This is a genomic window from Aliiroseovarius sp. S1123, from assembly GCF_023015885.1.
Taxonomy (GTDB): domain Bacteria; phylum Pseudomonadota; class Alphaproteobacteria; order Rhodobacterales; family Rhodobacteraceae; genus Aliiroseovarius.
This window is the reverse complement of record NZ_JALKBE010000002.1, coordinates 501,957-515,945: the sequence shown is the minus strand read 5'-3', so window position 1 is coordinate 515,945 and position 13,989 is coordinate 501,957. Positions and strand designations below refer to the sequence as shown.

The following is a 13,989-nucleotide window of genomic DNA, read 5'->3' as shown; positions in this document are numbered from 1 at the left end:
AAGGTATCCCATTCCCTAAAGCCATAGGCATGAAGAGGAGGGGCCATGAGCCGCGCATTCGTATTTCCCGGGCAAGGGGCCCAAAGCATTGGCATGGGTAAAGCCCTTGCAGACGCTTATCCCGCAGCGAAAGCCGTATTTGACGAGGTCGATGAGGCGCTTGGCGAAAAGCTGTCCGCGCTGATCTGGGAAGGCGAGCAGGAAGAACTGACCCTGACCCAAAATGCACAGCCTGCGTTGATGGCAACCTCGCTTGCCACCATGCGCGCGCTGGAGGCCGAAGGGGTTTCCATCGACGCCGCGTCTTATGTCGCGGGACACTCGCTGGGCGAATATTCGGCGCTGGCAGCCGCAGGCGCATTGTCGGTTGCCGACACCGCACGTCTGCTGCGCACTCGTGGGAAAGCCATGCAGGAAGCCGTACCCGTAGGTGTTGGCGCAATGGCTGCGCTGCTAGGGCTGGATTTCGAGACCGCAACTGAAGTTGCGTCCGAGGCTGCCCATGAACAGATCTGTCAGGCGGCCAATGACAATGATCCGGCGCAGGTGGTTGTGTCGGGCCACAAAGAAGCCGTCGAGCGCGCGGTCGAGATTGCCAAGGGCAAGGGGGCTCGTCGTGCGGTTCTTCTGCCAGTAAGTGCGCCTTTCCATTGTGCATTGATGCAGCCTGCAGCCGAAGTGATGGCCGAGGCGCTGGTTCACGTGGAAATGAACGCCCCTGCGGTGCCTCTGGTAGCAAACGTACGTGCTGCCGAAGTTGCAGACCCGGCTCTGATCCGCTCGCTTCTGGTTGAGCAGGTAACGGGTTCGGTGCGCTGGCGTGAAAGCGTGGCATATATGGCCGAGCATGGCGTGACTGAGATCTGGGAGGTCGGCGCAGGCAAAGCCCTGTCCGGTATGATCAAGCGGATCGACAAATCTGTCGCCACGCGCGCCATTGGATCGCCCGAGGATGTCAAGGCCGCTGCAGAAGCGCTGAACGGTTAATCACAATAATTCATTCGGTCGTTGGCCCAGAGTTCTGGCGCGGCTGGGAACGTGAAAAAGGATAAGCAGATGTTTGATCTGACTGGAAAAAATGCCCTGGTGACCGGAGCATCCGGCGGCATTGGCGGCGCGATCGCCAAGGCGCTGCACGCCGCTGGCGCCACAGTGGCGCTGTCGGGTACCCGTGTTGAACCGCTCGAGGCACTGGCCGCTGAGTTGGGCGAGCGCGCCCATGTGCTGCCGTGCAACCTGTCGGATGGAGAGGCGGTCGACGCGCTGCCCAAGCAGGCCGTGGAAGCCATGGGCGGTGTCGATATTCTGGTGAACAACGCCGGGATCACCCGCGACCAACTGTTTATGCGCCTGTCGGACAAGGATTGGGACGACGTGATCAACGTGAATCTGACCTCGACCATGCGCCTGTGCCGTGGCGTAATGCGCCCGATGATGAAAGCCCGCTGGGGCCGCATCATCAACATCGGTTCCATCGTTGGTGCGACGGGCAACCCCGGCCAGGTAAATTACGCGGCCTCGAAGGCGGGTATGGTAGGTCTGACCAAGTCGATCGCATACGAAGTTGCCAGCCGCGGCATTACCGCAAACTGCATCGCGCCGGGCTTTATCGGCACCGCGATGACCGACAAGCTGACCGATGATCAGAAGTCGGGCACGCTGGCACAAATTCCTGCTGGCCGCATGGGCGCGCCGGAAGAAATCGCCGCAGCGGTGCTGTATCTGGCCTCGAACGAGGCAGGCTATACCACCGGCGCGACGCTCCACGTAAATGGTGGTATGGCTATGCTGTAAACGTGCCGGGCGCGGTCAGTAAAATTTTGTCTGCGCCCTTGCACCGCGAAAGCGTTTGCCTATCTTCTTCGATGTGATATAGGCGGCGCAGGTTTTCCCCTTCAGCCCGAATAGGGCAGTCCAAATGGGCTGGGGGTCTCGGCGTTTCGCGCGGGGAACTTAGCGGCCCGAACGGGTCAAACGAAAAGGGCCAAGCCCTGAACTAACGTGAGGATTGATCATGAGCGACGTCGCAGATCGTGTGAAGAAAATCGTAGTTGAGCACCTGGGTGTTGAAGAGGACAAGGTCACCGAGACCGCCTCGTTCATCGACGACCTGGGCGCAGACAGCCTGGACACCGTAGAGCTGGTTATGGCTTTCGAAGAAGAGTTCGGCATTGAAATCCCGGACGACGCTGCTGAAACCATTCAGACCTTCGGCGACGCTGTGAAGTTCATCACCGAAGCTGCCTGATCTTTCAGGACACGAGTTTTTAAAGACGGCCTATCTTCGGATGGGCCGTTTTTTTATGGGAAATCACCTTTCGCCGCCGCTTTCAGAGTGAATTGAGCCGAATTTAGGCGCTCATATCCGGGTGTGTTAAACTTCACTAAACCATCACTGGTTTCGCGAAGGAGGCGCTCCATGATTATCTATCCAACACTTGAATTGCAGAACGGACGTTGTGTGACGTTGCATCGCGGTCGTCTTGAAGAGCCTTCGATCTGGCATGTGGACCCGGTGGAAACAGCGCAGGGGTTTGCCGATGCCGGGGCGGAATGGATTCAGGTCACCGATTTCGATGCGGTTGCAGGCGAAGGCGACAATGCCGGGCTGATCGAGGCGATCATCAACTCGGCTGGGTGCTCGGTGCAGGTCGCAGGCGGGATCCGCACCCGCGACATGGTTGAAACCTGGATTGAGAAAGGCGCAGGGCGTGTCGTTCTGGGAACGGTAGCGGCGCGCGATCCGGCTATGGTGAAGGAACTTGCCAACCGATATCCGGATCAGATCGTTCTGGCGGCGGATATCTGGCAAGGTAAACTTATGACAGATGGGTGGCGCAATCCGGTGGCGATGTCCCCCGAAAGCTTCCTTGCGTCCTATGCCGATGTGCCGCTGGCCAGCGTGCTGATCACCGATATCGACAGCGATATCGAGCAGCCGGACGCGCAGTTGGGACTTCTGAGCGCGCTTGCGGGCAAAACCAAGCATCAAGTGATTGCGGCTGGTACCGTACACGAGCTGGATGATGTTGCACGACTGAAATACGTGCCGAACATTGCGGGCACGTTGATCGGACGGGCGTTGTTCTCGAAAGATGTGGATCTGGTGGAGGCTTTGGATGTCGCGCGTCCTGCGCCTGAAGCCAAGGCAGAGTTCATCTGACCCCTTATGGACCTAACTTGTTGGCCAGCGGTCAATGCGGGCGCATGTCCGTCGCTGGCCAACAATCACAGGTGTAACGGTGCGTAGCGCCGATAGGCGAGCTTTCACCTGTGCACGGTTTCGACTTGCCCCACCATGCCTAGCCGCGCTATCACCGCCAAGACATTTGAAAACCTGAGAAAGGGCACCAGAATGCGTCGAGTGGTTGTAACAGGATTGGGCATGATTTCTCCGCTGGCAAGCGGCGTCGAGGAAACATGGGAGCGTATTCTGGACGGGCAGTCCGGCGCAGGCCCGATCACGAAATTTGACGCCTCGCGCGTGACCACCAAATATGCCTGCGAAGTACCGCTGGGCGATGGCACCAATGGGACCTTCAATCCAGATGACTGGATGGAGCCGAAAGAGCGCCGCAAGGTCGATGATTTCATCCTGTACGGTTTGGCCGCAGCCGAGATGGCCGTGAAAGACGCCGACTGGTTGCCCGAGGACGAGGAAAGCCGTTTGCGTACCGGTGTGATCATCGGGTCAGGCATTGGTGGTCTGTCGACCATTGCTGACACCTCGATCCTGCTGAACGAACGCGGCCCGCGCCGTGTGTCGCCGTTCTTTATTCCGGGTTCGCTGATCAACCTGATCTCGGGTCAGGTGTCGATCAAGTTTGGCTTCAAGGGCCCGAACCACTCGGTCGTAACTGCTTGTTCGACTGGTGCGCACGCCATTGGCGACGCGAGCAGACTGATCCAGTCGGGCGACGCAGATGTCATGGTTGCCGGTGGCGCCGAGGCCGCAATCTGCGAGCTGGGCATCGCGGGCTTCAATGCCTGTAAAGCCCTGTCGACCAAGCGCGGCGACGATCCTCAGGCCGCTAGCCGCCCCTATGACGAAGACCGTGATGGGTTCGTGATGGGCGAGGGCGCTGGTATCGTGGTTCTGGAAGAATACGAACACGCCAAGGCGCGTGGCGCGAAGATTTATGCTGAAGTGCTGGGCTATGGCCTGTCAGGTGACGCCTATCACATCACCGCACCGGCCGAAGATGGTGACGGTGGTTTCCGCGCCATGCAGGCCGCCCTTGGCAAAGCTGGGCTGGAACCTGCAGCGATTGATTACATCAACGCGCACGGCACCTCGACCATGGCCGACACGGTGGAACTGGGCGCGGTAGAGCGCCTGCTGGGCGATGCGGCTGACAAGGCCACGATGTCTTCGACCAAATCGTCCATCGGCCACCTTCTGGGCGCTGCGGGCGCTGTGGAAGCCATTTTCTGCGTCCTGGCCATCCGTGACCAGATCGCGCCGCCCACCATCAACTTGGACAACCCGGCGATCGCGCCGCGCCTGTCGCTGGCCGCCAACAAGGCCGAGAAGCGCGAGATCAACATTGCCCTGTCTAACAGCTTTGGCTTTGGTGGTACCAATGCCAGCCTTGTGATGGGGAAGGTTGCTGACTGATGTGGCGCAACATCGCCTCGAATGCGCTGAGCCTGTTCATTGTCGTTCTGATCGTAGCGGTCGGCGTGGTGGCATGGGGCCAGAAACAGTATACGTCTGAAGGTCCGCTGGCAGAAACCATCTGCCTGCGGGTCGAACGTGGCAGCTCGTTTTCGCGTGTGGCGGACAATCTGGAAGCGCAAGGGGCGATTTCGAACGCCGCGATCTTCCGGATTGGTGTTGAGTACTCTGACAAGGCGTCTGCGCTTAAGGCGGGGTCTTTCCTTGTGAACGAGGGCGCCTCGATGGAAGAGATCGTGGACATCGTTACGCGTGGTGGGGCGTCGACCTGCGGGACCGAAATTCTATACCGTGTCGGTGTTTTGTCGGCTGTCATGCAGGTGCGCGAACTTGATCCTGCGACGCAGGACTACAAGATCACGGCCGAGTTCAAGCCGGCCGAGTTGGAGGGCGATGCCCCAGCAACGTATCTTGAGAAACGCAACGAAAGCGATACCCGGTTTCGGATCGCCGTGGCGGAAGGCGTGACCAGCTGGCAGGTTGTCGACAGTCTGAGCCGTGCTGATTTCATGACCGGCGAGGTCGCAAGCACCCCGGCGGAAGGCAGTTTGGCTCCGGATAGCTATGAAGTGAAAGCGGGTGCGGATCGCACTGCGCTTATCGCCTCGATGCAAGACGCGCAGGTCGAAATTCTGGCCGAAGCGTGGAACAATCGTGCGGCAGATCTTCCCTATGCGAATGCAGATGAGGCGCTGGTGATGGCGTCCATTGTCGAAAAGGAAACGGGTCTGGCCGAGGAGCGTCGTCAGGTTGCCAGCGTCTTCGTGAACCGCCTGAACAAAGGGATGCGTCTTCAGACGGACCCGACCGTCATCTATGGCATCACAAAGGGGCAGGGCAGCCTTGGGCGCGGTCTGCGTCAAAGCGAGCTGCGCCGTGAGACGCCGTACAACACCTATGTGATTGATGCGCTGCCGCCCACCCCGATTGCCAATCCGGGCCGCGCCGCCATTGAAGCTGCGTTGAACCCAGACAGCACGCCTTATCTGTTCTTTGTGGCAGACGGCACTGGTGGACACGCCTTTGCGGAAACCTTGGCACAGCACAACGCCAACGTGGCCGAGTGGCGCAAGATCGAAGCGGAACGCGCCAACCAATAGGTTGATGGAACCTTACCACAGCGCGCGGCACCCGCGCGTTGCATTTTGACCGAACGTACGGTCCCGTGTAGTCTCTGACATACGCTAGAAGACGTGAAAGCAACGGCCTTGGGCATCCGCCCGGGGCCGTTTTTTCATGTCGCTTGTGCGGACAAGAGCATGAGAGGCAACAAAAAAAGAATGACAATGATTACGCCTTTGGGGAAAGACGCCGCTTCGGAAGATTACATGAAGATCGCGGATGCGTTTTTTCTACGTGTTTTGAGAGAGTTAGATCGCCAGTTGTCTACGGCGGAAACAGGTGGCTGCGAAACCACGCCGGAGCTGGCGAAAGCCGTGACTGAAGTGCGCCGCGCGATGCAAACGGTATTCGAGGAAAGGAAACGACTTGAACAAAGTGGTAAAGCCGCATTTGGCGGCGGACGAGCGGCAGAGCTGGACCTTGCTCAGGCCCGAGACGAAATCGGGCGCAGACTGGCTTGCCTGCGCGACGCAAGACGAGCGCGAGAGCTTTCTGAACGATCTGAGTGACGGGGCGCTGATGGCGCTGCCCTATCTGTTTGAATTCTGGGCCTTGGATCACCAGTTACCGCCCGAGGGGGATTGGCGGACATGGGTGATCATGGGCGGGCGTGGCGCGGGGAAAACCCGCGCCGGGTCTGAATGGGTGCGGTCCGAGGTCGAGGGGGCAGGGCCGTTGGATCCCGGCCGTTCGCGACGTGTCGCCTTGGTGGGGGAAACCATCGATCAGGTGCGCGAGGTGATGGTGTTTGGTGAAAGCGGCATCCTTGCCTGCTCTCCACCGGATCGGCGTCCGGTGTGGGAGGCGGGTCGGCGTCGGTTGGTCTGGCCCAATGGCGCGATTGCGCAGGTGTTTTCAGCCCATGAGCCGGAAAGTCTGCGTGGCCCTCAGTTTGATGCGGCCTGGGTGGATGAACTCGCCAAGTGGAAAAAGGCCGAGGATACGTGGGACATGTTGCAGTTCGGGCTGCGGCTTGGCACGCATCCTCGGCAATGCGTCACCACGACGCCGCGCAATGTGGGGGTTCTAAAGCAGATCCTGAAAAACCCCTCGACCGTGACAACACATGCACCGACGGAGGCCAACCGCGCCTATCTGGCGAAGAGCTTTCTGGACGAGGTACGCACGCGCTATGCGGATACGCGGCTGGGGCGGCAAGAGCTGGACGGCGTGCTTCTGGAAGACACGGAAGGCGCGCTGTGGACGATGGCAATGCTGGACAAGCATCGCTTGGGGTCGGACACACCCGTTTTGGATCGGATCGTGGTTGCTGTCGATCCGCCGGTGACCGGTCATAAAGGATCCGACGAATGCGGGATCGTGGTGGCGGGCGTCTTTGCAAAGGGGCCTCCGGGTGATTGGAAGGCTGTTGTGCTGGAAGATGCCAGCGTGACGGCGGCCAGCCCCTCGGAATGGGCCGAGGCGGCGCTGAGCGCCATGGAGCGCCATCAGGCGGATCGGTTGGTGGCCGAGGTTAACCAAGGCGGCGATCTTGTGGAAAGCGTGATCCGTCAGATTGACGCGGCGGTGCCCTATAAGGCGGTGCGCGCGACGCGGGGCAAGGTTACGCGGGCGGAACCTGTGGCGGCGCTCTATGAACAGGGACGGGTCAGTCATGCGGGCAACATGGCCGCACTTGAGGATCAGATGTGCCGGATGACCAGCCATGGTTATGAAGGCAAAGGCAGCCCAGACCGCGTGGACGCGCTGGTTTGGGCCTTGCATGAATTGATCATCGAGCCCGTTGCGTCCTATCGCAGACCGCAGGTGCGCACGCTGGGTTAAAGAGTTTTTTAACCCTCACTGGCAAAGTGCAAAACATCGAAAGGCGGGGCGAATAGCCCGATGGGCCAGCAGCCCCGTCTGATCACGAAATGACAAAATATCCGCTGGGTGGCGCGACCGCGTTTTGCCCTGACAGGACAGGTCTGCCCGGTGTCACCCGGGGGACTGACACCGAGACGCGAAACCAAGGAGCCAAGGCGCATGGTATTTGATTTTCTCAAGCGAGGCGCGGATGACGCAAAGGCCGAGATGCCCGGCGAAGCAAAGGCATCGGCCACCGGGCCGGTGATCGCCTATGGCAATGCAGGCCGCGTGGCCTGGAGCCCGCGCGATACGGTCAGCCTGACCCGGTCTGGCTTTTCGGCGAACCCGGTCGGATTTCGCTCGGTCAAGCTGATCGCGGAAGCCGCCAGCGCCCTGCCTTTGGTGCTGCAGGACGACCAGCAGCGCTATGACATTCACCCGCTGCTGGACCTGCTGGCACGCCCAAATGCAGCGCAGGGCCGGGCCGAACTGTTCGAGGCGTTCTTTGGCCAGATGCTGCTGACCGGCAATGGCTATCTTGAGGCGGTTCTGGACGACGAAGGCCAGCCGCGCGAGCTGCATGTTCTTCGCTCGGATCGGATGGCGCTGGTGCCCGGAGCGGATGGCTGGCCAGTGGCCTATGACTATACGGTCGGGTCGCGTAAACACCGGTTCCACGTGTCCGAGGGCGCATCGCCTATCTGTCACGTGAAGGCCTTCCACCCGCAGGATGACCATTACGGGCTGTCTCCGCTTCAGGCCGCAGCTACTGCGATCGACGTGCACAACGCTGCAAGTCGCTGGTCCAAGGCGTTATTGGACAACGCGGCGCGACCCTCGGGGGCCATTGTTTACAAAGGTGGCGAGGGTCAGGCGCAGCTGAGCGCGGATCAATATGACCGCCTGCTGTCTGAAATGGAAAGCCACCACGTCGGCGCACGCAATGCAGGACGGCCGATGTTGCTGGAAGGCGGGCTTGATTGGAAGCCGATGGGGTTCAGCCCCTCGGACATGGAATTTCAGAAAACCAAGGAAGCCGCCGCGCGCGAGATCGCACAGGCCTTCGGGGTTCCGCCAATGCTGATCGGCATTCCGGGCGACGCCACCTACGCCAACTATCAAGAGGCCAGCCGTGCCTTCTATCGCCTGACTGTGGTGCCCTTGGTGTCCCGCGTGACAGCCAGCGTCGGCCATTGGCTGGCGGGATTTGCGGGCGAAGCTGTGAAGCTGAAACCGGATCTGGATCAGGTGCCCGCGTTGGCCGCTGAACGTGACCAACAATGGAAACGCGTGGCCGAGGCCGACTTCCTGACGGAATCCGAAAAGCGCAGCCTGCTGGGCCTGCCGCCGCTGGCTCAAGACTAACTAGAAAGGGTGCATTCCATGAGTGATTACCACACCGATTTCGGGCTTGAGCACAAGTTCGTCAAGCTGGGCGAGACGGTCCAGACCGCAGACGGCATTCAGATCGACGGCTATGCCAGCTTTTTCGATCAGGTCGACAATGGCGGCGATGTCGTGGCCCGCGGGGCCTATGGCAAATCGCTGGACGAGCTGAAAGCCAAGGGGCACGGCGTGAAAATGCTGTGGCAACACGACCCCGCCCAGCCGATCGGGATCTGGGACGAGGTGCGCGAGGATGCCAAGGGCCTGTATGTGAAAGGCCGCATCCTAAGCGATGTCGAGAAAGGCCGCGAGGCCGCCGCGTTGATCGAGGCGGGCGCCATTGACGGACTGTCCATCGGCTATCGCACCAAGAAATCGACGAAGACCCAGACCGGGGGACGACGTCTGACCGAATTGGAGCTGTGGGAGGTGTCGCTTGTCACCTTCCCGATGCTTCCGACAGCGCGGGTGGGGGCGAAGGGCGAAGAGCTTTCTGCCGATGACACCACTTTGCGTGAACTGGCCGCGACCCTTGAGGATGCGCGCCTGATGCTGGCCCGCAACGCCTGAGCCAGCGATCTGAACCCCTGAAAAGGACCCAATGATGAGCAACAAAGAGACGAAGGCTCTGGGCCAGTCGGCTACGCCTGCTGGCCAGGTTTCAGGCCCCACTCCGGCTGCCGAGGTGAAGACCGCGCTGGCTGGTTTCGTGAACGATATCAATCAGTTTCACGAAGATATTTCCACCAAACTTCAACAACAGGAAGAGCGACTGACCATGCTGGATCGCAAATCTAATACCATCGCGGGACGCCCGCATCTTGCCGCGGCTGCCGATTTGGAAGCCCCGCATCAGAAAGCCTTCGAGGCCTATGTCCGTTCGGGCGACGATGATGCGCTGCGTGGCATTGATCTGGAAGGCAAAGCCATGTCGTCGGCGGTAGCGGCTGACGGTGGCTATCTGGTTGACCCGGTGACTGCTGACATCATCAAGGGTGTGCTGAACAAGGCCGCCTCGCTGCGTTCGGTCGCCAATGTGGTGAACGTCGAAGGCACCGCCTATGACGTGCTGATCGACCAGGGTGATCTGATCACCGGCTGGGCGTCCGAGACCGGTTCGTCGACGGAAACCGGCACCCCGCAGATCGACCGAATTTCGATCCCGCTGCACGAACTGTCGGCCTTGCCAAAAGTTTCGCAGCGTCTGCTGGATGACAGCGCCTTTGATATCGAAGGCTGGCTTGCAGGCCGTATCGCTGACAAGTTCTCGCGCGCGGAAAGCGGTGCATTCATCAACGGTGATGGTGTTGAAAAGCCGGTTGGCATTCTGAACCATACCGCTGTCGACAACGCCAGCTGGACCTGGGGAAATCTGGGCTACGTCGCCACCGGCGAGGCCGGTAACTTCAACGCCACCAATCCGGCAGACGCCATTTTTGACCTGATCTACGCATTGGGTGCGGATTACCGCGCGAATGCGGTCTTCGTGATGAATTCGAAAACCGTGGGGGCTGTACGCAAACTGAAAGACGCTGATGGCCGTTTCCTGTGGTCGGATGCGACCGTGGCCGGCGAACCCGCCCGTCTGATCGGTTATCCGGTTCTGATCGTCGAAGACATGCCCGATATCGGTGCCGACAGTATGTCGATCGCCTTTGGCGACTTCGCCAACGGCTACACCATCGCGGAGCGTCCTGACACGCGCATCCTGCGTGACCCGTTCTCGGCCAAGCCGCATGTCCTGTTCTATGCCACCAAGCGTGTAGGCGGTGACGTGAGCGACTTTGCTGCGATCAAACTGCTGAAGTTCTCGGTCTCATAAGGACCGGACCTGATCCCGTGATGGCTTTCGGGCTGTCACGGGGCAGGGCGCGCACCGACCACCCCCGTGTTGTCTAGCTGCTCCCCCTCCGTCCGAGCAATGCGGACGGTGCGCGCCCACCCTTTCCCACATGACGTGAGGGGCCCGAATTTCGGAGATGATCCATGATGTTAGTCGAGCAGACCACAGTGCCGGGCACGGCCCTTCCGGTCGCCCAATTCAAGGACCACCTGCGGCTGGGTACCGGGTTTGCCGATGACGGGGTGCAGGATCAGGTGCTGGAAACCTACCTTCGGGCCGCTATGGCCGCGATCGAGGCCCGCACCGGAAAGATCCTTCTGTCGCGCGAATTTACCTGGACCCTGACCGCCTGGCGCGATCTGGCGTCGCAAGCCTTGCCGGTGGCACCTGTTACGCAGGTTCTGAGCCTTGAAATCCATGACCGTCTGGGCGGGGCCGAGGTGATCGACCCAACCCGCTATGGGCTGGCGCCGGATATGCACCGCCCCCGCCTTGTGTCGACCGGGCTGTGCTTGCCCGCCATTCCCGTGGGTGGTCAGGCCGTGATTGGCTTCGAGGCTGGTTTTGGTGCCGCTTGGGGCGATCTTCCAGCTGATCTGGCGCATGCCGTGATGATGCTGGCCGCAACCTATTATGAAAACCGCGCGGATGGCGCCATGTCGGGGCGGGGTGAACTGCCTGCAGCAATTGCGGCACTGTTGCAGCGCTATCGCACTGTGCGCCTGTTTGGCGGTGGAGGGGCAGTATGAAACGCCCTGTCCTGAACCGCAAATTGTCGCTGGAAGAGCCTGTGCGCGCGCCGGATGGCGCGGGCGGCTTCACCCAAAGCTGGCAGGCGCTTGGCACCCTCTGGGCCGAGGTCAAGCCCGGCTCGGGGCGTGAACGTGCCGCGGGCATGGCCACCGTGTCGTCGATTGCCTTTCGCATCACGGTGCGCGCGGCCCCCGACGGTGCGCCTTCGCGCCCGAAGCCAGATCAGCGTTTTCGCGACGGCTCGCGGATTTTCCGCATCCTTGCCGTGACCGAGGCCGACGCGGGCGCGCATTACCTAACCTGTTTCGCACAAGAGGAGGTTTCGGCATGAGCTATGGCGTTTCTGCGGCTTTGCAACAGGCCATCTACCAGCGCCTCGCGGCGGACAGTACGCTGTCGGCCTTGGTGCCCGGTGCAATCTATGACGCGGTGCCTGCGGGCATCATCACCGGCACCTATGTCAGCCTCGGGCCTGAAGATGTGCGCGAACGGTCAGACATGACCGGGCAAGGCGCGCTGCACGAGGTCACGATCAGCGTGGTCACGGATGCGGCAGGCTTTCAGGCCGCCAAAGAAGTTGCCGCGGCAGTCAGCGACACGTTGGTGGATGCCAGCCTGATCCTGGCACGTGGCCGGCTTGTGTATCTGAACTTTCATCGTGCGCGGGCGCGGCGGGTTGAAGACGCGGATGTACGCCGCATCGACCTGATCTTCCGCGCTCGTGTTGAAGACAATTAAACCTTTCAAAACGGAGTGATCCTATGGCTGCGCAAAACGGCAAAGACCTTCTGATCAAGCTCGACATGACTGACACCGGCGTGTTCGAGACCATTGCGGGCCTTCGGGCCACGCGCCTGAGCTTCAACGCGGAAAGCGTGGATGTGACCAGCCTGGAAAGCACGGGCGGCTGGCGTGAACTGTTGGGTGGGGCAGGTGTGAAATCGGCCTCGATCTCGGGCTCGGGCGTGTTCAAGGACGCCTCGACCGATGAACGGGCACGTCAGATCTTTTTCGACAACGAAGTGCCGAATTTTCAGGTGATCGTGCCCGATTTCGGCGTGGTCGAAGGCCCGTTCATGATCACTTCGATCGAATATGCGGGCTCGCATAACGGCGAGGCGACGTATGAGTTGTCGATGGCCTCGGCCGGTGAACTGACCTTTACGGCGCTTTGATCATGACAAACCGGTGGACGGGCGAAGTAGCGCTGGTGATCGATGGCACTTCCCATGTGCTGAAACTGACGCTGGGGGCATTGGCCGAGCTGGAAGAGCAGCTGGGCGAGGCCTCGATCGTCTCCTTGGTCGAGCGGTTCGAAAGCGGGCAGTTCTCAAGCCGGGATGTGCTGGCGCTGATCGTGGCCGGGCTTCGTGGTGGGGGATGGCAAGGCACCGCAACGGATCTGCTGTCTGCCGAAATTCAAGGCGGGCCAGTGGAGGCGGCGAAGGCTGCCGGTCAGCTCTTGACCCGCGCCTTTGCGTTGACCCCGAACGAGGCCGCTGATGGCTGAGCCTGCTGGCTTCGACTGGCCGGGGCTGATGCGCCTTGGCCTTGGAAAACTGGGGCTGCGCCCGGATCAATTCTGGGCGCTGACCCCCATCGAATTGGCTGTGATGGCCGGGCTGGACGGGCAACCTGCCACCTGCCTGCGGTCGCGGCTGGAAGAGCTTGCACGCGCGTTCCCCGATGAACCGCGTGCCCCCACTGGAAAGGGCATGTGATGGCTGGATTGGACAGTATCGACAGCTTTGAAGATCAGATCGACGCACTGGAGGCCACACTTGGCGGTGCTCAGCAGATGACTGCAGGGTTCATTTTTGAACTGAAGGGGATGCACTCGACGATCTCGGATCTGAGCACGGATGTAAGCAAGCTATCCTCGGGCATCTCGTCCGGGTTGCGGCGTGCTTTCGAAGGGCTGGTCTTTGACGGCATGAAGCTGTCGGATGCGTTGAAAATGGTTGCAAAGTCCATGACCGACGCGGCGTTCAATGCAGCGATTTCGCCCGTCACAAACCACTTTGGCAGCATCCTGGGGCAAGGGGTTGGGGCGCTTACGAACGCTTTCCTGCCCTTTGCGGATGGGGGCGCGTTCACCCAAGGGCGTGTGATGCCGTTTGCCAAAGGGGGGGTCGTCTCGCAGGCCACTGCATTTCCTATGCGCGGCGGGACGGGCTTGATGGGCGAGGCCGGGCCAGAGGCAATCATGCCACTTAGCCGAGGGGCCGATGGTCGTCTGGGCGTCCGTGCTCAGGGCGGTGGAGCGCCGATCAACGTCACCATGAATATCTCGACCCCGGATGTGGAAAGCTTCCGCCGGTCGCAAAGCCAGATCGCGGCCAATGTTCAGCGCGCCCTTGCGCGTGGGCAACGCCACCGCTGATCCCCTGATTTTACG

General features: G+C 60.7%; 17 protein-coding genes. All 17 read left to right on the top strand.

Translation table 11 applies throughout. The annotated features are described in order from the left end of the window. Positions 1–45: 45 nt before the first annotated feature. Positions 46–987, top strand: coding sequence for an ACP S-malonyltransferase (fabD, locus tag MWU53_RS05950; RefSeq protein WP_247091392.1), 942 nt, complete (start codon positions 46–48; stop codon positions 985–987). A 69-nt stretch (positions 988–1,056) separates the two neighbouring features. Beyond that, positions 1,057–1,794 carry a 3-oxoacyl-[acyl-carrier-protein] reductase gene (fabG, locus tag MWU53_RS05945; RefSeq protein WP_247091391.1) on the top strand — a complete coding sequence of 246 codons (738 nt, stop codon included), beginning with the start codon at positions 1,057–1,059 and terminating at the stop codon, positions 1,792–1,794. Between the two features lie 220 nt (positions 1,795–2,014). Continuing rightward, positions 2,015–2,248 carry an acyl carrier protein gene (locus MWU53_RS05940; protein WP_108856591.1) on the top strand — a complete coding sequence of 78 codons (234 nt, stop codon included), beginning with the start codon at positions 2,015–2,017 and terminating at the stop codon, positions 2,246–2,248. 171 nt (positions 2,249–2,419) lie between these two features. Then, positions 2,420–3,163 carry a 1-(5-phosphoribosyl)-5-[(5-phosphoribosylamino)methylideneamino] imidazole-4-carboxamide isomerase gene (locus MWU53_RS05935; RefSeq protein WP_247091390.1) on the top strand — a complete coding sequence of 248 codons (744 nt, stop codon included), beginning with the start codon at positions 2,420–2,422 and terminating at the stop codon, positions 3,161–3,163. A gap of 192 nt (positions 3,164–3,355) precedes the next feature. Further along, on the top strand, positions 3,356–4,618 hold the full coding sequence (fabF, locus tag MWU53_RS05930; protein WP_247091389.1) for a beta-ketoacyl-ACP synthase II: 1,263 nt from the start codon (positions 3,356–3,358) through the stop codon (positions 4,616–4,618). Then, on the top strand, positions 4,618–5,778 hold the full coding sequence (gene mltG / locus MWU53_RS05925; RefSeq protein ID WP_247091388.1) for an endolytic transglycosylase MltG: 1,161 nt from the start codon (positions 4,618–4,620) through the stop codon (positions 5,776–5,778). Before fabF ends, mltG begins: the two co-directional genes overlap by 1 nt. Positions 5,779–6,319: 541 nt before the next feature. Further along, positions 6,320–7,585, top strand: a complete 1,266-nt coding sequence (locus tag MWU53_RS05920) for a terminase family protein (RefSeq protein WP_247091782.1) — start codon at positions 6,320–6,322, stop codon at positions 7,583–7,585. A 201-nt stretch (positions 7,586–7,786) separates the two neighbouring features. Beyond that, entirely contained in the window at positions 7,787–8,974 is a 1,188-nt protein-coding gene (locus MWU53_RS05915; protein WP_247091387.1) for a phage portal protein, read from the top strand. Between the two features lie 18 nt (positions 8,975–8,992). Then, the gene (locus tag MWU53_RS05910; protein ID WP_247091385.1) at positions 8,993–9,565 is read left to right on the top strand and encodes an HK97 family phage prohead protease; all 573 of its coding nucleotides are present in this window, start codon (positions 8,993–8,995) and stop codon (positions 9,563–9,565) included. A 34-nt stretch (positions 9,566–9,599) separates the two neighbouring features. Beyond that, positions 9,600–10,817 carry a phage major capsid protein gene (locus MWU53_RS05905; protein ID WP_247091382.1) on the top strand — a complete coding sequence of 406 codons (1,218 nt, stop codon included), beginning with the start codon at positions 9,600–9,602 and terminating at the stop codon, positions 10,815–10,817. A gap of 164 nt (positions 10,818–10,981) precedes the next feature. Continuing rightward, entirely contained in the window at positions 10,982–11,587 is a 606-nt protein-coding gene (locus MWU53_RS05900; protein WP_247091380.1) for a hypothetical protein, read from the top strand. Beyond that, positions 11,584–11,922 (top strand): phage head closure protein, encoded by a 339-nt coding sequence (locus MWU53_RS05895; protein ID WP_247091378.1) that lies wholly within the window; start codon positions 11,584–11,586, stop codon positions 11,920–11,922. The genes MWU53_RS05900 and MWU53_RS05895 overlap by 4 nt, the downstream gene beginning before the upstream one ends. Continuing rightward, positions 11,919–12,329 (top strand): DUF3168 domain-containing protein, encoded by a 411-nt coding sequence (locus tag MWU53_RS05890; protein WP_247091376.1) that lies wholly within the window; start codon positions 11,919–11,921, stop codon positions 12,327–12,329. The genes MWU53_RS05895 and MWU53_RS05890 overlap by 4 nt, the downstream gene beginning before the upstream one ends. Before the next feature lie 23 nt (positions 12,330–12,352). After that, entirely contained in the window at positions 12,353–12,766 is a 414-nt protein-coding gene (locus MWU53_RS05885; protein WP_247091374.1) for a phage major tail protein, TP901-1 family, read from the top strand. 2 nt (positions 12,767–12,768) lie between these two features. After that, positions 12,769–13,101 carry a gene transfer agent family protein gene (locus MWU53_RS05880; RefSeq protein ID WP_247091372.1) on the top strand — a complete coding sequence of 111 codons (333 nt, stop codon included), beginning with the start codon at positions 12,769–12,771 and terminating at the stop codon, positions 13,099–13,101. Beyond that, positions 13,094–13,312 carry a rcc01693 family protein gene (locus tag MWU53_RS05875; RefSeq protein WP_247091370.1) on the top strand — a complete coding sequence of 73 codons (219 nt, stop codon included), beginning with the start codon at positions 13,094–13,096 and terminating at the stop codon, positions 13,310–13,312. Before MWU53_RS05880 ends, MWU53_RS05875 begins: the two co-directional genes overlap by 8 nt. Next, positions 13,312–13,974, top strand: a complete 663-nt coding sequence (locus tag MWU53_RS05870; protein WP_247091368.1) for a phage tail tape measure protein — start codon at positions 13,312–13,314, stop codon at positions 13,972–13,974. The genes MWU53_RS05875 and MWU53_RS05870 overlap by 1 nt, the downstream gene beginning before the upstream one ends. Positions 13,975–13,989: the final 15 nt, after the last annotated feature.

Excerpts from the sequence above, each read along its gene's own strand:
- fabD (WP_247091392.1), top strand. The coding sequence starts at position 46 with ATGAGCCGCGCATTCGTATTTCCCGGGCAAGGGGCCCAAAGCATTGGC.
- fabG (WP_247091391.1), top strand. The coding sequence starts at position 1,057 with ATGTTTGATCTGACTGGAAAAAATGCCCTGGTGACCGGAGCATCCGGC.
- MWU53_RS05940 (WP_108856591.1), top strand. The coding sequence starts at position 2,015 with ATGAGCGACGTCGCAGATCGTGTGAAGAAAATCGTAGTTGAGCACCTG.
- MWU53_RS05935 (WP_247091390.1), top strand. The coding sequence starts at position 2,420 with ATGATTATCTATCCAACACTTGAATTGCAGAACGGACGTTGTGTGACG.
- fabF (WP_247091389.1), top strand. The coding sequence starts at position 3,356 with ATGCGTCGAGTGGTTGTAACAGGATTGGGCATGATTTCTCCGCTGGCA.
- mltG (WP_247091388.1), top strand. The coding sequence starts at position 4,618 with ATGTGGCGCAACATCGCCTCGAATGCGCTGAGCCTGTTCATTGTCGTT.
- MWU53_RS05920 (WP_247091782.1), top strand. The coding sequence starts at position 6,320 with ATGGCGCTGCCCTATCTGTTTGAATTCTGGGCCTTGGATCACCAGTTA.
- MWU53_RS05915 (WP_247091387.1), top strand. The coding sequence starts at position 7,787 with ATGGTATTTGATTTTCTCAAGCGAGGCGCGGATGACGCAAAGGCCGAG.
- MWU53_RS05910 (WP_247091385.1), top strand. The coding sequence starts at position 8,993 with ATGAGTGATTACCACACCGATTTCGGGCTTGAGCACAAGTTCGTCAAG.
- MWU53_RS05905 (WP_247091382.1), top strand. The coding sequence starts at position 9,600 with ATGAGCAACAAAGAGACGAAGGCTCTGGGCCAGTCGGCTACGCCTGCT.
- MWU53_RS05900 (WP_247091380.1), top strand. The coding sequence starts at position 10,982 with ATGATGTTAGTCGAGCAGACCACAGTGCCGGGCACGGCCCTTCCGGTC.
- MWU53_RS05895 (WP_247091378.1), top strand. The coding sequence starts at position 11,584 with ATGAAACGCCCTGTCCTGAACCGCAAATTGTCGCTGGAAGAGCCTGTG.
- MWU53_RS05890 (WP_247091376.1), top strand. The coding sequence starts at position 11,919 with ATGAGCTATGGCGTTTCTGCGGCTTTGCAACAGGCCATCTACCAGCGC.
- MWU53_RS05885 (WP_247091374.1), top strand. The coding sequence starts at position 12,353 with ATGGCTGCGCAAAACGGCAAAGACCTTCTGATCAAGCTCGACATGACT.
- MWU53_RS05880 (WP_247091372.1), top strand. The coding sequence starts at position 12,769 with ATGACAAACCGGTGGACGGGCGAAGTAGCGCTGGTGATCGATGGCACT.
- MWU53_RS05875 (WP_247091370.1), top strand. The coding sequence starts at position 13,094 with ATGGCTGAGCCTGCTGGCTTCGACTGGCCGGGGCTGATGCGCCTTGGC.
- MWU53_RS05870 (WP_247091368.1), top strand. The coding sequence starts at position 13,312 with ATGGCTGGATTGGACAGTATCGACAGCTTTGAAGATCAGATCGACGCA.